Annotated in this window: 23 protein-coding genes; 13 read left to right on the plus strand and 10 right to left on the minus strand. The window is 48.4% G+C overall.

Annotated features, from left to right (window positions below; translation table 11 throughout):
* Positions 1-87: 87 nt before the first annotated feature.
* The 3 genes from ACYVF1_RS31050 to ACYVF1_RS31060 form a co-directional block, all read right to left on the minus strand.
* Positions 88-1,203 (minus strand): hypothetical protein, encoded by a 1,116-nt coding sequence (locus ACYVF1_RS31050; protein ID WP_461086413.1) that lies wholly within the window; start codon positions 1,201-1,203, stop codon positions 88-90.
* Positions 1,204-1,319: 116 nt separating this feature from the next.
* On the minus strand, positions 1,320-2,000 hold the full coding sequence (locus ACYVF1_RS31055) for a response regulator transcription factor (RefSeq protein ID WP_461086415.1): 681 nt from the start codon (positions 1,998-2,000) through the stop codon (positions 1,320-1,322).
* Entirely contained in the window at positions 1,997-3,394 is a 1,398-nt protein-coding gene (locus ACYVF1_RS31060; RefSeq protein ID WP_461086417.1) for a sensor histidine kinase, read from the minus strand. The genes ACYVF1_RS31055 and ACYVF1_RS31060 overlap by 4 nt, the downstream gene beginning before the upstream one ends.
* A 174-nt stretch (positions 3,395-3,568) precedes the next feature.
* On the opposite strand from ACYVF1_RS31060, the gene ACYVF1_RS31065 reads away from it, so the two are divergent.
* Positions 3,569-3,961 (plus strand): DUF1573 domain-containing protein, encoded by a 393-nt coding sequence (locus tag ACYVF1_RS31065; protein WP_461086419.1) that lies wholly within the window; start codon positions 3,569-3,571, stop codon positions 3,959-3,961.
* 54 nt (positions 3,962-4,015) lie between these two features.
* Here the strand turns inward: ACYVF1_RS31065 and ACYVF1_RS31070 are convergent, their stop codons facing one another.
* Together ACYVF1_RS31070 and ACYVF1_RS31075 are read right to left on the minus strand one after the other, a co-directional pair.
* On the minus strand, positions 4,016-4,393 hold the full coding sequence (locus ACYVF1_RS31070; protein WP_461086421.1) for a retropepsin-like aspartic protease: 378 nt from the start codon (positions 4,391-4,393) through the stop codon (positions 4,016-4,018).
* A gap of 97 nt (positions 4,394-4,490) precedes the next feature.
* A complete protein-coding gene (locus ACYVF1_RS31075; RefSeq protein WP_461086423.1) occupies positions 4,491-7,493 on the minus strand; it encodes a S9 family peptidase in 3,003 nt (1,000 codons plus the stop codon).
* Between the two features lie 79 nt (positions 7,494-7,572).
* On the opposite strand from ACYVF1_RS31075, the gene ACYVF1_RS31080 reads away from it, so the two are divergent.
* Entirely contained in the window at positions 7,573-8,244 is a 672-nt protein-coding gene (locus ACYVF1_RS31080) for a DUF6624 domain-containing protein (protein WP_461086425.1), read from the plus strand.
* A gap of 27 nt (positions 8,245-8,271) precedes the next feature.
* On the opposite strand, the gene ACYVF1_RS31085 is transcribed toward ACYVF1_RS31080, so the two are convergent.
* Positions 8,272-8,655 (minus strand): SpoIIAA family protein, encoded by a 384-nt coding sequence (locus ACYVF1_RS31085; protein WP_461086427.1) that lies wholly within the window; start codon positions 8,653-8,655, stop codon positions 8,272-8,274.
* A 180-nt stretch (positions 8,656-8,835) separates the two neighbouring features.
* On the opposite strand from ACYVF1_RS31085, the gene ACYVF1_RS31090 reads away from it, so the two are divergent.
* Positions 8,836-10,032 (plus strand): MFS transporter, encoded by a 1,197-nt coding sequence (locus tag ACYVF1_RS31090; protein ID WP_461086429.1) that lies wholly within the window; start codon positions 8,836-8,838, stop codon positions 10,030-10,032.
* 241 nt (positions 10,033-10,273) lie between these two features.
* On the opposite strand, the gene ACYVF1_RS31095 is transcribed toward ACYVF1_RS31090, so the two are convergent.
* Together ACYVF1_RS31095 and ACYVF1_RS31100 are read right to left on the minus strand one after the other, a co-directional pair.
* Positions 10,274-10,489, minus strand: coding sequence for a hypothetical protein (locus ACYVF1_RS31095; RefSeq protein ID WP_461086431.1), 216 nt, complete (start codon positions 10,487-10,489; stop codon positions 10,274-10,276).
* 114 nt (positions 10,490-10,603) lie between these two features.
* Positions 10,604-11,662, minus strand: coding sequence for a glycoside hydrolase family 130 protein (locus tag ACYVF1_RS31100; RefSeq protein WP_461086433.1), 1,059 nt, complete (start codon positions 11,660-11,662; stop codon positions 10,604-10,606).
* A 213-nt stretch (positions 11,663-11,875) separates the two neighbouring features.
* Between ACYVF1_RS31100 and ACYVF1_RS31105 the strand changes: the two genes are divergently transcribed.
* Both ACYVF1_RS31105 and ACYVF1_RS31110 read left to right on the plus strand, forming a co-directional pair.
* Positions 11,876-12,139 (plus strand): adhesin, encoded by a 264-nt coding sequence (locus ACYVF1_RS31105; RefSeq protein ID WP_461086435.1) that lies wholly within the window; start codon positions 11,876-11,878, stop codon positions 12,137-12,139.
* A gap of 86 nt (positions 12,140-12,225) precedes the next feature.
* Positions 12,226-12,402 (plus strand): hypothetical protein, encoded by a 177-nt coding sequence (locus tag ACYVF1_RS31110; RefSeq protein WP_461086437.1) that lies wholly within the window; start codon positions 12,226-12,228, stop codon positions 12,400-12,402.
* Between the two features lie 67 nt (positions 12,403-12,469).
* Here the strand turns inward: ACYVF1_RS31110 and ACYVF1_RS31115 are convergent, their stop codons facing one another.
* Positions 12,470-13,798, minus strand: a complete 1,329-nt coding sequence (locus ACYVF1_RS31115; RefSeq protein ID WP_461086439.1) for an isochorismate synthase — start codon at positions 13,796-13,798, stop codon at positions 12,470-12,472.
* A 214-nt stretch (positions 13,799-14,012) separates the two neighbouring features.
* On the opposite strand from ACYVF1_RS31115, the gene corA reads away from it, so the two are divergent.
* The 8 genes from corA to ACYVF1_RS31155 all read left to right on the plus strand — a co-directional run bounded on the left by corA (position 14,013) and on the right by ACYVF1_RS31155 (position 21,560).
* Positions 14,013-14,963: a magnesium/cobalt transporter CorA gene (gene corA / locus ACYVF1_RS31120; RefSeq protein WP_461086557.1), complete on the plus strand. Its 951-nt coding sequence runs from the start codon at positions 14,013-14,015 to the stop codon at positions 14,961-14,963.
* 134 nt (positions 14,964-15,097) lie between these two features.
* Entirely contained in the window at positions 15,098-16,441 is a 1,344-nt protein-coding gene (locus tag ACYVF1_RS31125) for a DUF6600 domain-containing protein (protein WP_461086441.1), read from the plus strand.
* A gap of 76 nt (positions 16,442-16,517) precedes the next feature.
* The gene (gene truA / locus ACYVF1_RS31130; protein WP_461086559.1) at positions 16,518-17,285 is read left to right on the plus strand and encodes a tRNA pseudouridine(38-40) synthase TruA; all 768 of its coding nucleotides are present in this window, start codon (positions 16,518-16,520) and stop codon (positions 17,283-17,285) included.
* A 170-nt stretch (positions 17,286-17,455) separates the two neighbouring features.
* The gene (locus tag ACYVF1_RS31135; protein ID WP_461086443.1) at positions 17,456-18,337 is read left to right on the plus strand and encodes a cell division protein FtsX; all 882 of its coding nucleotides are present in this window, start codon (positions 17,456-17,458) and stop codon (positions 18,335-18,337) included.
* Positions 18,338-18,445: 108 nt separating this feature from the next.
* Positions 18,446-18,790 (plus strand): DUF3098 domain-containing protein, encoded by a 345-nt coding sequence (locus tag ACYVF1_RS31140; protein ID WP_461086445.1) that lies wholly within the window; start codon positions 18,446-18,448, stop codon positions 18,788-18,790.
* Between the two features lie 125 nt (positions 18,791-18,915).
* Complete coding sequence (locus ACYVF1_RS31145) at positions 18,916-19,761, plus strand: undecaprenyl-diphosphate phosphatase (protein WP_461086447.1); 846 nt, start codon at positions 18,916-18,918, stop codon at positions 19,759-19,761.
* Between the two features lie 64 nt (positions 19,762-19,825).
* Positions 19,826-20,560, plus strand: a complete 735-nt coding sequence (gene truB, locus ACYVF1_RS31150; RefSeq protein WP_461086449.1) for a tRNA pseudouridine(55) synthase TruB — start codon at positions 19,826-19,828, stop codon at positions 20,558-20,560.
* Positions 20,561-20,621: 61 nt separating this feature from the next.
* Entirely contained in the window at positions 20,622-21,560 is a 939-nt protein-coding gene (locus tag ACYVF1_RS31155; protein ID WP_461086451.1) for a bifunctional riboflavin kinase/FAD synthetase, read from the plus strand.
* A gap of 64 nt (positions 21,561-21,624) precedes the next feature.
* Here ACYVF1_RS31155 and ACYVF1_RS31160 read toward each other — a convergent pair whose 3' ends face one another.
* Entirely contained in the window at positions 21,625-22,863 is a 1,239-nt protein-coding gene (locus ACYVF1_RS31160) for a BaiN/RdsA family NAD(P)/FAD-dependent oxidoreductase (RefSeq protein WP_461086453.1), read from the minus strand.
* Positions 22,864-22,892: the final 29 nt, after the last annotated feature.

Here is a 22,892-nt window from a genome sequence, read left to right on the forward strand (position 1 = left end):
CTCGTATAAATTTTGAATTAGCTTTGGTTATAGTAATCTGTGTCGATTTTTTTCGACTGATCACGTAGTATCAACGCGAAATATAGTTCAGGGTTGAATACTTATAATCATATATGCTGCCTGATTCGGCTGGCGAGTGCGTCCGTTGACTGTAGTACGTGCACGATCATCATCACTGATGAGCAGGAGTCGATTTCGGTCTAAAGGCGTTACGTCTTCAGCTTTGTGACCGGGTGTGTGCATCGGCTGACCTTGGTCGTTACGTATAAGCGTAAACGGTCGCTTGGCGTAAAGATCTTCCGGCGTGATGGTCCATAAATAAGCATCGAGCTGGCCATTAGCTTCCTGTGAAGTCAGCATCCAGAAACACTTGCGTTGGCTGTCATATTCAAGACTTGATAAAGCCAGCGGTTTGGGTAATGTCGGTTCGGCTTGTGCAATGTCGAAATCATTAATAATTTTCCAGTCGTCCTTTAATCTGATACGTTCAACATCGCCCCTTTTTTCCGTGAAATAAGACACGCTGATGATTTTTGCCCGGTACGTAAAACTATCGTATGATTTGCCTTCTTCACGGATACCAAACAGCAATTGGCGATCCGTAGCGGCCAGCCCTTCAATTTTAAAGTAAGGCATCTCGCCCGGAAACTCGCTGGTTGCCAACACTTGTGCGATACGTTGTCGGTAATCGATAGACGTGCGGCTTGTATCGTCGGGAGCCAGTACGTGCGGGTGCTGCTCGTCGCCCGTTTTCCAGTACAGAATAGTATTATAATTGTCCCAATCGTGGCTACCGGGTTTTGTTCGGTCGAATGCGGTAGTGATCAAAACAAATTTTCGGTCAGGCGTCTGGGTGAAATCTTCGTATTTGCGACTTGCAGCAAACGCCGACGGAGCTACCGGAGCAGGTAGCTGGGTAGAATCTGCCAGTTTTTCTGTTGCAGTCATAAACACCGGACTCTGGCCCGGTGGCATGTCTTTGTCGTTGGCAACAAGCAGATTTTTTCCGTCAAACAAAACGGCCGAGGCTTCGCACCAAACAGGCTGATTATTCAGAGCCGTTCCCGGCGCAAAACAGGTCAGGAAACCTTCCTGAATAACACTGGCCGTAGGGATTTTCGCTCCAGTAAAAAGTTTATTGGTTTTACAGCCCCAGGCGAAAAGAGCTATCAGCAAGGTAATGGCAGGTAATCGGTACGTCATAATGGTTTGAATTTTTAAAGCAATTAAGTCTGAAGCAATCTGGAACGACAGCCCGGTGGAATTGTCTACCGAAGGAGTCTGGCTCAGACAACGTAGTAAACTGCAAACTTCGGTGATTACTCCTTCAAAATAAATCCAACGCCATGCACATTTTCTATACGGACGCTTGGATGCTGCGCAAGTCGTTTCCGAAGCCGCGAAATAAAAACGTCCAGACTACGTCCCATGAAGTAATCATCATCGCCCCAAACCGAACGTAGCAGTTCATCGCGTCGGACGAGAATGTTGGGTCGTTCGAGTAAATAGGCCAATACGTCGGCCTCGCGGTGCGTCAAAAGCTGCTCCTGCCCATTAACGGTGAGCGTTAAATTCTGCCGATCGAGTAGGGGGGCAATGGTCGGATTGAACGTAGTACTTACCGACGTAGTACGACGTAGAAATACATTGATTTTCAGGATAAGTTCTTCAATGCTGAATGGCTTTGTCAGGTAATCGTCAGCACCTAGCCGAAGACCCTGAAGCCGATCATCTTTGTTAGCTAGTGCGCTCAAAAAAAGGATCGGCACCTGTGTATCGACCGCCCTAATCTGACGCGCCAGTGTAAAGCCATCGCTTTGAGGCAGCATTACGTCGAGCAGGCAGACGTCGAACTGGCCCGACTGGAAGGCTGTCCAGGCATCAGGGCCATTGGTGCAATGCGTGACTACAAACGGTACGTTTTCGAGCGTGTCGCGAATTACAAAGCCAAGGTTAACGTCGTCTTCAACGAACAGAATGTGTGCCGGTACGGATTTCAAAAGAGCGAAAGAATGAAAGAGTGAACGTGCGAAAGGCTGGCGCGAAGCGGAGAACTGTCCTGTTGGTATTTACCCTTTCGCTCATTCATTCTTTCGCTCGTTATTATAAACGTACTGCCCTTCCCTAGCTCACTTTCCAGCATGAGCTTCCAGCCGTGCGCTTGAACAACCTGCCGAACGTAGTATAAGCCCAGACCGAACCCTTTTACGTCGTGAGCGTGGCCCGAAGGAACTCGGAAAAACTGCCGGAAAACAGCTTTATGATACTCTGACGCAATACCAATTCCATTGTCACGTACCGACCAGATGAATCGATTGTTTTCGGTACGTGTGTGCAGCACTACACAAGGCGACTGCGTGCAATATTTCAGGCCATTGTCAATCAGGTTGTTCAGCGCCGTTTCAAGGTGGTAACGGTCCGCCTGAATATGGGCGTCAGAAGCAGTCAAATCTAGCTGAACCGCCGGCCCGAACGTAGTGGCTGCCGCTGCCATTAACTCATGTAGATCGACTTGTGTTACGTCCAGAACAAACCCAGTACGTTCGGAGCGGGCCAGTTGCAGTACGTTGCTGACCTGTTTCTGTAGTCGCCGACTTTCCTCCTGAATAACGCGGGCGTATTGTTTCAGACGGTCGGGCTGCTGGATAATACCATCCGATTGAAGCACATCGGCCGCGATACGTATCGTCGAGACGGGCGTTTGTAATTCGTGGGTGATGTTGTTGATGAAATCGCGTTGTACTTCCGTAAGCCGACGTTGTTTTAGTACCACACTTAATGTATATCCGAAGAAAATGACTACCATTAAAACGGCTATTGTTGACCAGAGCCAGCCACTCAATTGCCCGGCTACATAGGCTGTATGATTTGGAAATCGAATGCCGAAGTAGTAGGTATAGCGCGAAAATTTGGGCAAATGACTACGGTTTTTTAGCGCAGTTTTAGCGCTGGTACTCACATAAGCACCGTAAACCATGCGGTCGGTTTCGCAATTGTAGATGCCATATTCATAGTCCGTAAACAGATTATGTGCTTCCAGCGATTTCTGGATAAAACCTTCCAACGTAGCAGGGTCGATGGGGGCATCGGTGTTGACGATAAAGTAATCGGCGGAGAGCTGCGTAACAGCGTAACGATTAAGGGTAAACTGATTGAGTTGCGCTACCTCGTCCGCTACGTCCTGCAAGGCAATAAAAGCCGTTTGCCGAAACTGCCTTTCACGTAGTGCATAAGCGTTACGTACCCAAACCGCCTGCACGGCCAGAATGCCCACAATGGACAGTACAGATAGGATGACTAAAATGCGGAGATGAGAGATTTTAAAAAGCGAATGCCATCCGGTCGCTTTTCTGACCTTGGTCGCGTTGCCGATATCGCTCTTTCGCTCATTCATTCTTTCGCTCTTTTTTAGCCATCAAAAGTAGCCGTTTATGGTGCATACGCAAATCATTAACAACTCATTAACAAACGTTAGGAGGTGATTAACAAAGGGATTTGAATGATGGCGATACGTTTGTAATGTCGTTCGGGTGAACGATAGCATAAACCTTACCAAAATCATTTGAGTATGAAACGTACTTTGTATTTCGGCTCGCTTATAGTATTGGCCATTTTGATGGCGATGACCGTTCCGGCTGCTGTTTTCAACTGGAAGAACGCAACGCATGATTTCGGACGTATTACGCAGGGGAAACCCGTAACTGTGGAATTTGCCTTCACCAACAAAGGTGAAATGCCGCTGGTGATCAACCGGGCGCAGGGTTCGTGTGGATGTACAGGTGTCGATTATCCGAAAGCGGCTGTTTTGCCCGGTCAGTCTGGTGTAATTAAAGCGACGTACAATGCGGCTGCAATGGGTGCCTTCAACAAAACCGTAACGGTTGAATCGAATGCTGAAGGCGGGACTGTAGTACTGAATTTTAAAGGCGAGGTAGTGAAAGACGCTGGTGCAGCGCAGTAAAAACACAAGAGCCGGGTTTTTCAACCCGGCTCTGAAATTTATTTCTGAAATTGCTTAAATCAACTGCATCTTGGCGACTTTAGGATCGACGTGTACGGCGTCGTGCTCGAAATCCAGTTTTATCCGCCACTTCTGCATCGTAGCTGCTCCAATTATTGCTTCTTCACTTAGCCCCGGCACGACCAGAAATTCATCCGATAATAGTACGTCTTCCAGATAAAAATCAAGTCTGACTACGTGACTGACTTCGATAAAGTGGCCCTCGGCTGCCGTGGCAATCTGGCGGATACGGCCTAAGCTAACTGGTATTTCTAAATCGGCAACGTATTCAGGACTAATGCACGAGAGATTAGCCCCGCTGTCGAAAAGCGTATATAAATGTTTCTCGCCCTGGGAGCCTGCGTAAAGTAAGGGTTTCTTAATAATGGACATGTCAGCTACTCGTTTAACCAAAGTTACAAAATTGATGTAGAGTATAGGACGTATGACTTACGCATCGGTTACACCATACATCCTACGTCATACATGATCAATTCGTCCCGCTGCTTGAAATTTGTTGCGGCTCTGCCGATAGACCGTACTTCATTTCGCCCCGATCTTTCTCCACGGCACTACGTCCTTCTTTCATCCAGAGGGGCATGGGCGCGTCTTTTAGGTAGTAATCAAAGTATTGGTATAGGCGAATGCTAAGATCTTTAGCGTTATGTCGTTGCGTCAGATTGTGGCCTTCACCGTTGTAGACGAGCATCCAGACAGGTTTGTCCAACCGACGTAGCGCCGAAAATAACTCAATGCCTTGATACCAGGGGACGGCTCCGTCGGCGTCGTTATGCGTCATCATGAGGGGTGTCTGGATCCGGTTGGCGAAGAAAAGCGGTGAGTTTTCGATGTAATTCATTGGCTTCTCCCACAATGTACCGCCAATTCGACTCTGCGTTTTTTCGTACTGAAAAGCCCGACTAATACCCGTTTCCCAACGAATACCACCGTAGGCCGATGTCATGTTCGCTACGGGAGCTCCTGCTTCGGCTGCCCGGAATAAATTAGTGCGGGTAATGATGTATGCCGTTTGGTAACCACCCCAGCTTTGCCCCTGAATCCCGAGCCGGTCGCGGTCAACGAAGCCACGGTCCAGCAAACTCAATACGCCAGGTACAATGCAGTCATAGGCGTTCGGGCCAGGTTGACCGGTTGTGTACACGATATCTGGGATGAATACAAGGTAACCATTTGATACGCAGTAGGAAATATTTATGGTCGACCGGCTTGGTGATGGAGCGCGGTAATCGTTGAGGGTTTCGGCGTTACGTTCGTAGAAGTACGTCAGCATGGGATACTTCTTTTTCGGGTCGAAACCTTCGGGTTTAAACAGCAGTCCTTCGAGTTTAATGCCGTTCGTTCCCGTCCATTTCACCAGTTCAACGCTACCCCAGCGAATGCTGTCCTGTTGCGGATTGACCCGCGTCAACTGAACCGGTTTTGCCAGCGTTGTATCGGTTTTGAAGAGGTTAATTGGCTCCTGGAAATTACCCCGGTAATACGTTAGGGTCGGGGCGTTTTTGGCTTTGCTGATGCCAAAATACCGGTGATTACTACGTGCCAATATCGCTGGTTCAGACGCCGTAAGTCCGTTTTTGTTTTTCAAAATGCCAGTTGTTTTGTCGCTTTCCCAAATACCGGTCAGGAAAATTTCAGCTTTAGGGTCGATGGCTTTTTCGGGTGCAAAGCGGAATGGCGAATCGTCGTCACTTACTTCAGCGCGACGTAGCCGGACGTTGTTTTTTCTGCCCCAGCCAGCGGTAATGGTAGTCGGTTTCTCTTTACCCGTAGGGTCGATTTGCCAGATGTCGTAACGGTCGTAGAGCCATAGGTAACGGTCGCCGGTTGTCCAGCCTGCGGAGCCATACGAGCCAGGCAGATTTGGCGTATCGTGCTCTTCATCGAAAAATTTGCTGGGCAGACCCCGCGTCAGGTCGATACGTTTACTGTCGGCAATGGACCAAGCCCGCCAGAGTGAGTCCCGCTCATCGAACCAGTATGCATATTTGCCACCTGGTGATAATTTGGGTTGTGAAGCCATAACGTCATTAGCGATACGTTTCTTCTCACCACTCTGCGTGTCAATCAGATAGAGATCAGTATGGCCGGGATCCCAGGAAGATTGTACCTGATACGGCAAATCGCTCAGCCCCAGCAGATAGCGTGTATTGGTTTTCTCATCGAACGTAACGGTGGGTACCTCGCGGCTAGCCAGCGGAATTATTTTACCTGATTCAGCATCGTAAAAGGTCAGAAAACCGCGTTCCTTTTCTTCCTTCAATCGCCGTTGCTGCATGGGTTGCAGCCTACTATCGGTCCAGGTCCAGATGTCCATTTTTACCTTCTCATCGTCGGGCGTCAGCGTATCTTTGGTCGGTTTGGGAGGAATGGGCGACGTAGCGAAATAAAGCCGTTTGCCATCATCTGCAAATTTCGGCTCGCGGTATTCATTCACCGACCAGCGCTTGGGTAATCCTGCCGTCAACGTATCGGCAATTACTTTGAAAGGAACTTCGGGAATGGACGCTTTCGACGGCTTCCCTTTTTTGGCAGGTGCGGTCGCCATAAGGTTTTTATAGTAAAGCGAAAATACCTTTACGTCGGCACCGACGCTGTCGGCCGATGCCATCCAGGCCAGTTGCTGCCCCGTTTTGTCGATGGCTAATCCTTTGTATATCTTTCGCTTACCGCTCGTATCGACCAGCATTGTCTGACCAGTCGCTGTGTTAAACAGGAATACGCCCGGTACGGCATTATCGCCGGTTTTCAACGTATCGTTTGCCGATTCTTTACTGTAAAATAATTTTTGCCCGTTTGCCGACATGGCTACATTGGAGACGTAGCGAAACGTTTTTCGCGTGCCATCCGCCAGATTCAACAGCGTAAGATCATCGCCTTTCGGTTTTTTCGTTACGCCCTTGCGGGTTGCTACGTTGGTTGTCGAAACTGGAGGAGATACGGGCAGCGTGTCTTTCTGAGTCTGAGCAGCGGGTTTAGGAGTCGGCCTTTCCCGCTCGTCTTTACGTTCCTGCAAGACGGCCAGCCACAAACCGGATTCCTTGCCGAACGTGAACGACTTTACGTTCGGAAATTTTACAGTTTTGCCCGTTGAAAGATTCAGCGCCAACAAACTGTCTTTAGGCATTTCGTCGGCCTTTTTTTTCTTCAATTTGGCCTTTCGAACATCGGCAATGGGTACTTTCAGCCGCATAATCAAATACTTACTGTCTGGCGTAAACTGTGCCATATAGCCCCTTGGGAAAACATAGCGGGGACTCGACGAGTTGTTTTCGTTGGAGGCTACTTCCAGCCGCCCATCGCCTTCCTGAAGATCAATCTGGTAGGCGATCCAGCGACCGTCGTCCGAAATTTTCTCGGCGCGAACACTCTGCCAGCGATCATAATCGGCTGCGGTCAATGGGCGTTTCTGGGTCTGCGCCAATAAAGGCGTGGAGACCAAAAAAAGAATAAGTAGTTGATGAAATCGGGTCATAAAAGAAGGAAGTTAAGACCTACTAAACTACAAAAAATACAGGAAACATAAGTTTATAAAACAGAAACCGATTGTTGCTATGCGATTAATGCTATTTATACTTGGTTTACTACCGTACGTAGTATTTGGGCAGTCGACCACTACGCTAAAACGCGAATTAGACAGCATGTTTGTGCTGGATCAACGTAACCGGGAATGGCTGACCAAAATAGGAAACAACCAACCTCTAACCGACAGCCTAAGTGCTGTGTATAAAATTGATAGGAAACAATTGGCTGGTGCCCTGTGGGCTGAGCAATCGAAGATCGATTCAAGCAATCTGGTACGTGTTGAAGCAATTATGAAGCTGCATGGGTATCCCGGAAAATCGATGGTAGGAAAGCCGGCCAACGAAACGGTGTTCTACGTTATTCAGCATTCCAATAAGATACCGACGTATCTGCCCCTCATAAAAAAAGCGGCTGAGCAGGAGGAATTACCTTTTTCACTATACGCCATGATGCTCGATCGCTCAATGATGTATGACGGAAAGCCACAGTTGTACGGCACTCAGGTTTCATGTCGCCAGCTTATCAACACCAAACAGCAGCGCTGCTTCGTGTGGCCCATTAGCGATGCCAAATCAGTAAACGAGCGACGTAAACAGGCAGGTTTCCCACTAACGGTTGAGGAAAATGCAAACCGGCTTAATGCCGCCTACGAACCCTCGCTCACAATTGATGTGGTGCGGAAAACCTACGTAATGAATTGAAATAAGAAAGAGGTTAGCAACCAATCATCAATTCTGAGTTATCCATTGAAGAGCCAGATCGCGTTCTGAAAAGGGGAAAACTTTAATAGTCAGGCCCGGAAATAGGTTCCCAACTTTATCCAATAAGCCTACCCAATCTTTATCGGTAACTACGGCAGCTTTTTCGAAATTATTTAGAAATTGAGCGTCTGCCTTCAAATCTTCCCAAAAAGCTCCAGGCGAAATAGAACCTATGCTGATATACTCTGCGTAGGCACGTAATTTACCCGGATGATGAGCTACTTTACTTTTTACCTCAGCAATCAGGGGCGTAATGCTTTCCAATGTAATGTCGCCGTCGATCCGATAGCCTAGGATGCGATCATTATTCAGGTCAATTGTCTGTATCATGATGCGGTACGTATCTATCATGATTTAACTTGTCTAAGAGAACTATGGTTTAGCGCTTTACGAAATCATTACCTGACATATCTGCCACAATTTTGATCTTGTTAATTACCCGTATCGCTTGCAGAGCGCCAATAAAAGGCGGCCTGAATACTTACATTTTTATAGCTTTGGCAGTAATAATTGCATTAACCTGTTTCTACTATGAACGTAGTCATGCCCTCCGAGCATGTGTTAAAGGGCCGCCTGGCCACTCAGTTGATTTTTCTGGTTTGCGGCCTGGGTATGGCCAGTTGGGCGCCAATGGTACCGTTTGCTAAGGATCGATTAGCACTGAACGACGCCAATCTGGGGCTCTTATTGCTTCTGCTGGGCGCGGGTGCTATGCTGATGATGCCTACTTCAGGTTGGCTGGTGAGCCGTTTCGGTAGCCGCATTGTCATAGCTGGTGCTGCTCTGACAATGGCCCTTACGCTGCCGCTCCTGATCGTTCTCCCCTCCACGGCCGCTACAGCTGTAACCTTATTCCTGTTCGGGGCTGGCGTTGGTTCTATTGACGTTGCCATGAATACACATGGAGTACAGGTGCAGAATCTGTACGGAAGCCCGATTATGTCGTCGTTGCATGGGCTCTTTAGTGTAGGAGGCTTGTTGGGTTCGCTGGGCCTGGGGTTTTTGATTAAACTAGGACTCAACCCCGTCTACGCTATCGTTACCATTGCTGCTCTGATGATCCTCATCACCCTGACTCAATATAAGCACTTATTTCCTCCCGATGTTGAACGAGCGATAATTGCCAAATTCTCCACTGCCGATGAAAAGCCAATCGAGACAAATCGGCGGTTCAGTTGGTTGCAGGGCAGTGTCTTGTTTTTGGGTATTATGTGCTTTGCCATTTTTTTGGCTGAAGGGGCGATTCTCGACTGGAGTGCCATCTTTTTACGGGATAGTAAAGGAATTGACGCAGAGTTTGCCGGTGCGGGCTATGCTGCTTTTTCGATTGCTATGGCTGTGATGCGGCTGGTAGGTGATAAACTGGTAGCACGCCTGAACAGCAAAACGGTGGTTGTAGGTGGGAGTTTATTAGGGGCAGCCGGCCTGTTTTTTGCAATCCTGAGCCCTTGGGTGGCTGGTGCACTGCTTGGGTTTGTATTGGTTGGGCTGGGAGCGGCCAATATTGTGCCGGTATTTTTTAGCGCGGCTGGTAGGCTGCCGGGGATTGCCCCAACGGTCAGTTTATCGGCCATTACTACAATCGGCTATACCGGTATGCTGGCTGGACCGGCTTTGCTGGGTTTTATCGCCCAACAATTTTCATTGTCCACAGCTTTAGGCGCCATAGCCTTCCTACTGCTGATCGTCGCGCTGAGTTATGGCGTAAAGGGAAAAGCGGATTCATGATCGGGTATAGCAGCCATGCATTGTCAATGAATGAGTTTATTTTCTGTCAATTCATTATTCAGGCTAATTAAGACTTTTCATCGCGAATTAGATTCCTAAAAGCTGTAACGGAGCCTCGGAAATCATTCGAAGACTTTCTGCAGTAGCCCTCGCTAAAAAAGTTTAGTATTATCCCGTTTATTTGGTTTTGGCCAGGCACCCATTGGATCGACAATTACCTGACGGGCGCCGGGTATCGCAGCTAGGGCCAACGCCTGATCAACAGGTAAGGAGTAGCGTTATACTCTACATCTTTCGTCTGCGACTGGCCCGCCAGCAACGTAGCAACCACCGCCAGCATGACGCCCAGCGATGATAAAATCAGGTAGGACGTAACGGTGCTGTCGGTATATAAGTACGTTTTCTCGATCTGAAATGAATACCAGATGCCTTGCCCTGCGATGAGCAGTACAAACACGTAGAAAGAAGGCTGCCGCAGCTGATACCTTATTTCAATGTGGGCAATCTAGAGTAGTGAACTCATCGGGATTAGACAAATGTCGGTCTTGAGCCGCCGGAGCCTTACCCAAAATTAGTGTTGAATCAACTCCGCTACACCAACGCCAGAGTCGGCGGCACCGTAGTAAACCCATATCTGCCCTGCTTTATCGCTACCTTCCGGCCACTGAATCCAGCCGTTCGAAAACACTACGTTCGGGAAAAATCCCTCGCGTTCCCACGGCAACTCGGGTGATAACAATGGTAGTTCGGAGCGATCCAGAATTTGTGAAGGGTCGTCTTTATCCAGCAACGCCAAAGCTAGGGAATAGGCATGTGTTTCGTCGGCACCGTGGTAACAGACCAGCCAACCTTCATCGGTCAGCATCGGTTCGGGTCCCCCGCCAATTTTGCCGCCTTCCCACGCATAACGGGCATCGACACCACCGCGTCCACCAAACAGAAACTGGTGGTTGCCCCAATGCGTACCATCGACCGACTCCGCCAACCAGATTGACGGTTTGCCAATATCTGACACCATAGGTCGGTGAAGCAGCATGTATTTGCCGTTGATTTTTTCGGGAAAAAGCGCTACGTCCTTATTAGGTGGTGGCAAAATCATACCGATACGTTCGACGTTCACAAAATCCGTCGTAACGGCCAGCCCAACGCCGGGGCCATGCTCAGATACGGCGGTGTAGGTAATCCAGTATTTGCCGTCGAGAAACGTAATACGGGCATCTTCAACCCCAAACGATTCATCCATCCGGGCTGGAAACAGAAACGGCTTGTCGTCGATTGTAAAATGAATTCCATCCTTACTACGTGCCAGACGCAGGTGGCTGAGTGAGGTCAGGTAGACCTTTCCCTCAATTGTTACCACACGCGGGTCATAATCTTCTTCGGGTTCTGCGAAGTGTTTAACAGTCAGTGCCGGTACGCCGTCTTTTTCTTCCAGAATCGGGACATTCACAAAGCCCGGTTTCGCGTGAGGAGCTTCGGCAACACGTAACAAAAGAATCACTTCGTTGTTGACGATGCAGGCCGCCGGATTAAAGGCGCCCAATACCTCAAATCCATCAATACTTGGCTTTACGTCACTTGTTTGCAGAATGGGCTGATTCGATAAGCGTTTGAGCTGGTAGTTCTTCATGAATCGGAGTTTTTCTGGATAACGATACGTGGTTTTTTAAGACCGAATCGGCTGATGATCGCAATGATGACGTACTGGTGCCAAGATTGTAACACATAAAGTTTGCAAGGGTTTGCGTTTTAAAACATTTATTGAATAAGTTTGGGGCAGGCAAAACCTTCGGGGAAATAGCCGCGTTATGACGAGTGAACTAACTTTTATCCTTAAATACTCATGATTTACCAGCCAACGTTTGATCAGGATGAGGACGTGCTGATGTTGAACCCTGATCCAGAAGCAGCCGCTTACGACGACGAAGAAGATGACTTCGACGAAGATGCCGAATTTGATGAATTGGGGACTGGAGCCGGTAGCGGTTATGGTGCCGACGATCTGGAGGACATCGACGATATCGAAGAAGATTTCAACGAAGACGATCTGGAAGATCTCGACGATGATGACATCGAAGACGATCTGGACGACGATAGCATGGAATAAGCTCTGACATCATCCTGCACTAATTTCTGGAAAACGTTGGTAGCTAAGGCTGCCAACGTACTACCAACGTTTATTGAAAACTATCTATGACAGATCCTAAAGACCAGCAGCCAACAGAAGAGCTGCAATCGTCAGCCGTAAATACAGAAGATGGTGGCACTGCCCCTGATTCTGAAACGCAGTCTTCGGCAGCTAGCGAAGCGGGTGGACGTACCGATGAGGAAGGCTCCCGCGCCCCTAACGACCCCGCCGAGGGTGCGTAAAATAGTGATGAATGATAACTGATGAGTTGGCTGATGTATGAAACAGATTTCTTCCGCAGTCAACTCATTAGTTATTTTCGTTACTCATCACTATTTTCAGCAAAGTCTGGCATTTCATTTCGGTTTCCTGCCATTCGCGTTCAGGGCTGGAATATTCTGTGAGACCGGCACCTGCGTAGAGAGTAGCCTGATTGCCTTCGAGTTTCATACAGCGGATATGTACAAATACATGGCTCGCCGGCCCTGACTGCTGATCGTCGATGTTGACCGGGCCCAGAAAACCGCTGTAAAATTCGCGATCGTGCGCTTCGTGGCTACGAATAAAATCAAACGCTACGTCGCGGGGAGTGCCGCAAACCGCTGAAGTTGGATGCAGCAGTCGGAGCATAACCGTGCCAAGCTGTGGGTAACGTACCGCCTGCGTATCTACTGTAAACGTAGTGCCGAGGTGCATCAGATTCCCGGCGATAATGCTTTGAGGGCCTTCTTCTACGTACTCACGCAATCGAATTTTCTTGAAGCACTCGATAATGTAGCGGCAAACCAATGCCTGCTCCTCAATTTCTTTCTGCGACCACATGGCTTCGGGCGGGCGCTTCGCCGTGCCATCGGGGTTAAAAGCCGATTGTGTTCCTGCCAATGCTGCAGTCCGGAAAATACCGTTTGCATCAACGCTTACCAGCCGCTCGGGCGTAGCACTGATCCAGATCTGCCCTTTTTCCGGGATAGAAACGGCTGAAACGAAGGCCGTTGGGTATTGCTGACAAAGTTTGTCGAACAATGTAATAGCGTTAGGAGCACTGGAAAAGACCAATTGCTTCGTGCGCGACAGCACAACTTTTCGAAAATCACCCCGCTGCATGGCCGCTACAGCTTCCGCAACGTTACGTTCATAAATTTCCTGAGCTTCCGGGTCATCCAGCAACGTAGCGCGTACGGGGGCTACCTGTTTATTGGTCTTTTGTTGGGCTTTAACAGCCTGCCAAAAGCGTCGGGCAGGCTCGCTCAAGTGCTCCTGACTTCGATTCCGATCAGAAAAAAATGTGGAATTTTCGGTAACAAGAGCCTGGAGATCAGCCCGCAAGAAAAGCGTTTGTGGAAGGTAGTCCGATGTATCTAAATGCTCCGAAAGCTGGGCTTCAACCGGCGCATTTTTGGCCAGATTATCAAAAGGACTGAACACAAATCCGGCGGGCAGTTCGTCTAAGTCGGCTGATACGCGGGGCAACTTTTCATCGAACGAAACCAGCAACTGTTTTTCCTGCTGATTGGGTAATCGCCATAACGCAGCCGGGAATCCGGTAGTGAGCGCTGCGTCCCAAAGGTCAATGGCTTTGGGCTGATTCTCAATTGAATGCTTTAATGAAGTGCGATTTCTTAACGTATCAGACTGCATAGGTAATAGCCAACCGAATTAGGTTTGCCTATCCAAATAACAGTATTTACATTGATTTTGTGCGCAGGATTGCAAAAAGGTTAGAGCTTTTGTTTTGGCCAAGCCGTTATGGTGTACAGTTCCAGACGGTGATTCTACAAATGATTGAGTGGTACGTGGCAGTCCGGTGGTTTTCTGCGAACTTGCGGCCCGAAATTCAGTCCGTGCTACGTATATGATTCGCATCTTTCAGCAAGACGAAACCGCCGTCCGCAAAATCCGTGATATTGATTCGTTTTCCGATACCGAACGAACCCTTTGGGTGGATTTGCAGAATGCCAGCCCCGCCGAAATTAAGAGCGTTGAAGAAAAATTTGACGTCGATTTTCTGAGCCAACAGGAGCAGTTGGAAATTGAAAGTTCATCGCGTTACATTGAAGAAGATGATTATCTGATTGCCAATTCCAACTTTCTGGTTCCCGACCCGGAGCATCGCTACGTAACGGTGCCGGTGAGTTTTATCCTAAAAGATGATACGTTATTCACGTACCGAAATGCCGATCTGAAATCGTTTGCCGATATGGTGAAACGTATTAAATCACGCCGGGCAGTATTTAGCGATGGGGCGCAGATTCTCATCTCCATTTTTGAATCCCGCATCGATTATGATGCTGATTTGGTCGAGCTGGTATCGGGCGAAATCAAAGCCATTAATCGCATGTTAGACCTCGATGCCAATCTTGATCGGGAAATGCTGCTTAGTATCAACGATTATCAGGAACTGACCATGTCAATTCGGGAGAGCGCCGTTGATAAACAGCGCGTTATTTCGGCAATGATACGTTCCGATGGCTGGTTTAATGAATTAGAACAGCAACGGCTCCGAACCGTAATAAAAGATATAAATTCGCTCATTGACCATACTAATTTCATTTTTGAGCGACTCGAATTTCTCCAGAATACATACCTCGGTCTAATTGATCTGGAGCAGAACCGGATTGTGAAAATTTTCACGGTTGTTTCCATCGTTCTGCTGCCGCCGACGCTCATCGCCAGTATCTACGGTATGAACTTCGATGCCATGCCCGAAATGCACTGGAAATACGGATACCCGATGGCGTTGGTATTGATGGTGTTGTCAGTAGTCGGCACGCTCTGGTATTTCCGACGAAAAAAATGGCTGTAAACGAACGTAGCTTCCAGTTAGTCAAGCAATTTTTTCAAAAAAGACCGGATTTGTTGATTTGTCCGTTAAACGTTTGGCAGGTTTATAAATCTAAGGATTGAGAGGGTGGAACCTGCACCTAATCGATTAACGTCATGATTATCCTGAAAACAATAAAACGGCTCGGTCTGGTTGTATTGCTTCTATCCGGAGCAATGATTTTTCAGAAAGCAGAAGCTCAACCCGGTGTTTCGGTGCCTGTGGAATCTTTCTATGACGAACTAGCCCCATATGGACAGTGGATGCAATACCCCGGCTACGGTGATGTATGGCTTCCCAACGCTGGTCCTGATTTTCAGCCATATGGTACTAATGGACATTGGGTTGTTACTGAATACGGTAACACCTGGGTATCGGATTATAACTGGGGATGGGCACCGTTTCATTACGGTCGCTGGATTTATGACCCCGCCTACGGCGGCTGGCTTTGGGTACCTGGACCCGACTGGGGACCGGCGTGGGTGACGTGGCGTTCGGGCGGGGGCTATTATGGATGGGCTCCGCTGGCTCCCGGCTGGGGTGTTAATGTCAACATCAATATTCCAGCTCCATATTGGACGTTTGTTCCTCAGATTTACATTACCAGCCCGCGACTGTATAGCTATTGTGTGCCTCGTCCGCAAATCGTGAACGTGTATCACAACACAACGATTATCAACAATTATTACCGGACTAATAACCGGGCCTATGCTTATGGCCCGCCGAGGGACGATATTGAGCGCGTTACGCGTAGCTCGGTACCCGTTTACCGGGTTGATCACATGGATCGTCCTGGTCGCTCAGTAGTTGGTAATGGTTCCGTTGGATTTTATCGCCCCGGTTCTTCGTACAACCGCGATTATGGACGTAACGACCGCTTCAACAACGCCAACCCACGGCCAACTTACGATGGCAATACGGCGTACAGTCGGGGCAATGTCGGCGACAACAACGTACCAAATCGGACTTACGAACGCTCACCAATTGCACCAAATCGGGGCAACAGCCGCGATGGTTCGAGTCGGGAATATAGCCAGCCTTTCTCAGGCACTCCGAATGGTAACGTCAATAATAGAACGGTGCCAGATGTGAACAATAGCGCTCCGTCTCAACCAAATCGATTTGAGCCGAGTAGGGGTCGTAGCTTTGCTCCTGATAATAACACGCCACAAATTGATAATAATTCGGGTCAGGGTCAGTCGGGAGGCTGGAATTCCCGTGGTTTTCAGCAAGGGGGCGGGTTCCAGCGAAACCGGACTTTCGAACGTAGTGAAAGTCAGCCGCAACCGCAGATGAACAGCCAGCCCAGCCAACCGATGCAGGGGGGACGTAGCGAAACTTTCCAGCAACGTAGCATGGAAGGGCAAGGTCAGGGACAGCGGTTTCAGCAACGTAGCATGGAACAAGGCGGCCGGTCGCATGAAGGATTCAATCCGGGCGGCCGACGAGGACCTAGATAACAGTTTTAGTTTGCTTAAAATCACGCCACATGCCCAATCGGGTGTGTGGTGTTTGTTTTGGTGGTACTTTTACTCGATGGTACGTTATTTTATTGAACTCTCGTATCGGGGAACGGCCTACCACGGCTGGCAAACGCAGGCAAATGGCATTAGTATACAAACTACGCTCGAAGCGGCCCTTACGCAACGATTGGGTCGGTCAATTTACGTAATGGGTAGCGGACGTACCGATGCGGGCGTTCACGCGAAACAGCAATTTGCTCATTTTGAGGTGGAAAAGCCGCTGAACCTGTCGGAGTCATTCATTTATTCATTGAACTGCATTCTGCCCGAAGACATTGCCATTCGCACAATTTTCCCGGTTGAGAAGAATCATCACGCTCGGTTTTCAGCTAAGTATCGATATTATCAGTACCATGTGAGTCGTCAGAAAGATGTTTTCCAGAGTGGTTTAACGTATCATTTCCGACCGCAGCTTAACCATGAAACCATGAATGAGGCCTGCCAAATACTACGTCAACATACAGATTTTCAGAGCTTCAGCAAGGCAAGGGCTAACGTCAATCACTTCCATTGCCGACTTGATTTTGCCTACTGGGAACGCATAAATGACGATGACCTGACGTTTCATATCCAGGCAAACCGTTTTCTGTGGGGCATGGTACGTACCATCGTCGGTACGTTGCTCGAGATAGGACAGGGGCGAATGAACCTTGAACAGTTTGAACAGATTATTTTGGCTAGGGACCGCAACGCGGCCGGCCGAGCCGCTCCCGCCAACGGTTTATACCTGGTAGAAGTTGGTTATCCGGCGGAAGTGGTGAGGCAGAAAGCATGGAATTAGGGGAAGAGGGCAAAGCCCGAGAAAAATATAGACAAGGTAATTTTGCTATATGTATCCAGGTAATCCTCTGTCCTTCGCTCCATGCCCTCTGCCCATTCACTTAAAATTTCTTAAATTGGGCCGTTCACTGGTTGAAACCATTATTTTTGTCACATAACACGAACCCCTGAATGGCTCGTACAAAAAAGAAAGTTGGTACGTATCCCAGCGGTATGATTTTGTTTAGTCTGACGCTGGCTTTGTTTTTGATTGGTTTTTGTGCCGTATTGGCGCTTCACTCTAAGAAGCTCGTTACGTATATCCGCGAGAATTACGAAATACGAGCGTTTCTAGATAAAGATCTAGGTAACAAGAAGATAAAAGACTTGCAGGAAACCATTGGAAGCCGGCCTTATATTCTGCAAACCAATGGTGAGCCGCAGGTTAAATTAGTCACAAAAGAAGAGGCTGCTAAAGAGTTTATTGCTGAAACTAAAGAGGATTTTTCGAAGTTTCTGGGTGAAAATCCGCTACATGATAGCTTTCGGCTGAAACTCAACGAAGGCTATTTCGAGGAAGCCAAATTACAGGAAGTAAAACAGGATTTAGAACAGATCAGTGGCGTGTTTGAAGTTGTCTATCAGGAAAATCTGGTGGATAGCATCAACAAAAACATTACGAAGATTTACGTCGTCATGTCGGCCTTTGCAATCATTCTGCTGATCATTATTGTTATCCTGATGAATAACACCATTCGGCTGGCGCTTCATTCGCAGCGGATGCTTATCCGGAGTATGCAACTGGTGGGCGCAACGAATGGATTTATTACCCGACCGTTTTTGCTGCGAGGTATGTGGCAGGGACTTCTGGCTGGTGCAATTGCTGTGGGAATGCTGTTGGTTGGGCTTCAGCTTGCTATCAGCAATCTGCCTGAACTGGCGATGTTTCAGGATGTTGAGAAGATTGCCATTTTGATGGCGGCTATCGTCGGACTGGGCGTTTTGATTGGGTTTCTGAGTACGTTTCAGGCCGTTAATCGGTATCTGGGCTTAACGCTGGACGAGCTTTATTAGTGAATAATTTGAAATGAATACTGTAAAACCTGGACGAATAAAACGAGCTTTTTACAAGCCATTATTCGTTCTACATTGTTCATTATACATTCTAACTTAAGGAAGAACATGGCAAAAGATAAACAATATGGCTCCACCACGCTGACGCGTGAAGAACCCGCAAAAAAAACGGTGACTACTCCCGTCTCTGCCCCGAAGTCGACTTCAACCCGAATTCCGGCTGAAGCCAATCGTTCAGTTAGTGCCGCTGGCCTTCCATTCGGTCGGCAAAATTATGTGCTGATGCTGATCGGTATCGGAGTTATTCTGGCTGGTTTCTTTATCATGAGCCTTGATAAAGAAGAGTTTGGCTTTGGTTTTCTGGGGCTTACCCTCGGCCCAATTGTGGTTATGAGTGGCTTCGTTCTCGAATTTTTCGCCATTCTCGCAAAACCTAAAAACGAATTGTCATAAAGTTTTAAAGTTGTACGGTTATAAAACGGTCCGCCGTAGTAGTTGTAAAGTCCTGATGCGTTAGCCAATTTTACAACCGCTACGGCGAACCGTTTTATAACCGTATATCTTTTAAACTCCTCTAGATGGATTTAATTCACGCAATTGCGCTGGCCATTATTGAAGGTCTGACAGAGTTTCTGCCGGTTTCTTCTACCGGCCACATGATTATCTACTCCTCGCTGGCGGGCATCGCCGGAAATGAATTTACGAAATTATACACAGTCGATGTTCAATTTGGCTGCATTCTATCGGTCCTGGTACTGTATCATCGCCGTTTCCTAACGAATGCGCGGGCTGGTAATTTCGTTGTTCCGTCTTATTTGAAATCTGTACCGGTTCATTTGCAGCCAATGGCCGATTTCTATAGTAAAATCCTGATTGCGTTTCTACCAGCCGCGGTGATTGGGTTTCTCCTGAACGACTTCATTGATTCCCTACTCGAGAACGTAGTGGTCGTAGCTATTTCGCTGCTGGTGGGGGGTATTATACTCGTTTTTATCGATACGATTGTGAACCGGCAACCTAAAGACGGCGACGTAACGGTACCTGATGCGCTACGTATCGGTTTCTTTCAATGCATTGCCATGATTCCGGGTGTTTCTCGGTCGGCGGCAACAATCATTGGGGGGATGTTCCAGGGATTGACGCGGGCGCAGGCGGCTGAATTTTCGTTCTTTCTGGCCGTTCCAACGATGGCGGCTGCATCGGGTTACAAACTCCTCAAAACCTATAAACTTCTTCAACCTGCCGATTATCAGACCCTTCTGATCGGAAACGTAATCGCTTTTGTCGTCGGTATGCTGGCGATACGTGGTTTCGTCGGTTTCCTGAATCGCTACGGTTTCAAAGTGTTTGGCTATTACCGGATTGCTGTCGGCCTCCTTCTGCTAGGCCTGATGGCAGCTGGCGTTAAGTTAGACGTTTTGTAAAAAGTTATAATACAGAGATGCGCCAAGGCTCTGTGTGTATCTTTGTGCTTCTCCGCGTATCTCTGTGACACAACAAAATTCCCCCGATCCCGGTCAGCTTATTCTCATCGATAAACCGCTTACCTGGACATCGTTCGACGTAGCGAATAAGCTTAAGTACGCTTGTAAGTTTAAAAAAATAGGCCACGCCGGTACGCTCGATCCGCTGGCTACAGGATTGCTGATTCTCTGTACGGGCAAAATGACCAAGCAGATTGACCAGTACCAGGCGCAGGAAAAAGAATATACCGGTACGTTGGTACTGGGAAAAACAACGCCCTCCGTCGATCTCGAAACCACTTTCGATGCAGAATTTGATACGTCAGGTATAACAGCTGAGCAAATTGAAGAAGCTGCCCGCCAGCTAACTGGCGATATTTTGCAGGTGCCGCCCATATATTCGGCGGTACGTGTCAATGGCGAACGACTTTACGAAAAAGCCCGACGCGGTGAAACGGCCGATCGGGTTGAGGGTGGCATAAAAGCCCGTCAGGTTACTGTATCTGTGTTTGAGGTAAAGACCGAGCGAATCCACACCGGGCCCTTTCTCGAAGTAGATTTTCGCATTGTTTGTTCTAAAGGCACCTATATTCGCAGTCTGGTACGCGATTTGGGATTATTGCTCAACAACGGAGCTTACATGAGCGCACTACGTAGGACACGAATCGGTGAGTTCCGGATTGAGCAAGCGCATACTCTTGACGAATTTATTCAACAGTGCCGAGAGAAGAGCCAACAGTTGGTAATCGACAGTCAGTAGCAAAGTACTAGTAACTAACTACTGTTGACGATCAACTCCTCTCCCGACTGACGACTACAAAATGATTATTTATAGAGGTCTGGACGATATTCAGCCGTTGACAAACGCCGTGGTAACCAGCGGTACGTTCGACGGAGTCCATTTGGGGCATCAAACGATTTTAGCCCGATTAACGGAAGTAGCCAAAGCCAGTAATGGTGAATCGGTGCTCATTACGTACTGGCCACACCCGCGTACCGTTGTTTCGAACGACAGCCAGAATCTGAAACTGCTAACCACACTCGACGAAAAAATCGAGTTTATTGATCAGGCGGGCGTTGATAATCTGATTATCATTCCGTTTACGCGCTCGTTCTCGCAACTCACTTCAGAAGAATACATCCGCCAGATTTTGCTGGATAAAATCGGTACAAAAAAACTTGTCATTGGCTACGATCACCGCTTCGGGCGCGACCGCGAGGGAGGATTCGAATATATCAAATCGCACCAGCGCGACTATGGATTTGAGGTAGAAGAAATCCCTCGTCAGGACGTAGAGGCCGTTGGCGTAAGTTCGTCTAAAATCCGGATGGCGCTTAGTCAGGGCAATGTAAGCACCGCCAATCGCTTTCTGGGACGACCGTATACGTTGACTGGAACTATCGTAAAAGGCCGGCAGCTTGGACGTACCATTGGCTTCCCGACGGCCAATATGCAGGTCGATGATGCAGCTAAACTGGTTCCGGCCAATGGGGTTTACGCCGTTGACGTTGAATACGGCGGACAAACGTTAGGGGGGATGCTTAATATCGGATTCCGACCAACGGTTGCCGGTACCAATCAGACCATCGAAACCTACATCTTTGATTTCGATAAAGACATTTACGGCGAACACATGACGTTGAAGTTCAAGGAGTTTTTACGCCCCGAACAAAAATTCGACGGACTTCCGGCCTTAGTCGCTCAGTTAAAACGGGACGAAGAAACCGCGAGAGAGGTATTGTCTGGATCAAGCCGCTAAGGTGGAATGGTGTAGCTTGGCTTTTGATTGAATGGCTGCTCCGCCATTGCGACTTGGACACAGGCTACAGCCCAATATTTTTCCCTGCTACGTATCCGGTAGTCCAGGCGCTTTGGAAATTAAAACCGCCGGTAATACCGTCTACATTTAACACTTCGCCCGCGAAAAATAAACCCGATTGGGCTCTACTTTCCAGCGTTTGCTGATGTAAACCGTCGAAGGAAACGCCCCCGCACGTAACAAATTCATCCTTAAAGGTACTCTTTCCAGCCACCTGAAACTGGCTGTTGGTGAGTCGCTCGATCAGGCGATTCATCGGTTTGGCGGGCAGGTCGGCCCAGCGTTGTGTTTCGGTAACTTCTACCATCGAAACCAGCGCCTGCCATAGACGTGAAGGCAACCCAAACGGATTTTGAGAACTCACCTGCTTTTTACCGTGCTGCTGCCGGAAATCCTGCAATACGTTACGTAACTGATTGTCATTCAGTGTAGGTGCCCAGTTGATACGTAGTGTGAAGCGATAATCCAGATTGGCCAGATCGCGGGCGGCCCAGGCTGAAAGACGTAGCACCGCTGGTCCGCTGAAACCCCAGTGGGTGACGAGAACGGGACCGCGTTGCTCCTGCTTTGTGCCAACGACGTATACGGCAGCATCCGCCACCGAAACTCCCGCAAGTGGAAGTAACGGACTATCTGGTACGTTAAAAGTAAATAACGATGGAACTGGCGAAATAAGGGCTTCAGTCTGATCGGGCATCCAGGCGTATGATGTTGGTTGTGGGTAGCCACCCGTAGCCACCAGAACGCGATCTGCCGTTATAATCTCGTCGTTATTGATTGCTACGTTCCATTTTGTGTCTCCATTACGTTCAGAAGAGTAGGAGAGAGACGTAACGCCCGCGCTTGTTCGGATGTGGATACCTAATTGACGGGCTCTGGTCAGCAGGCAATCGACAATGGTATCAGACGTATTGGTGTTGGGAAACATACGCCCATCGGCTTCGGTTTTCAGAACGACGCCCCTTTCTTCAAACCAACGTACCGTAGCCGTTGCATCGAATTGATTGAGTAAAGAACGTAGTGGTTTTTCGCCCCGTGGGTAGTGTTTTACCAATTGTCGGTTATCAAAGCAGGCATGTGTTACGTTGCAGCGCCCACCACCGGAAATACGTACTTTATTTAGTACGTTGCGTGATTTTTCGAGAATAGTGATGGCTGCGTTAGGAAAATTTTCGGCGGCTGTAATGGCTCCAAAAAAACCGGCGGCTCCTCCACCAACAACGACAATATGCATCGATGACATAGGTTTTGAACAGGTGTATACTGTTCCGA

This window comes from Spirosoma flavus (assembly GCF_054778555.1).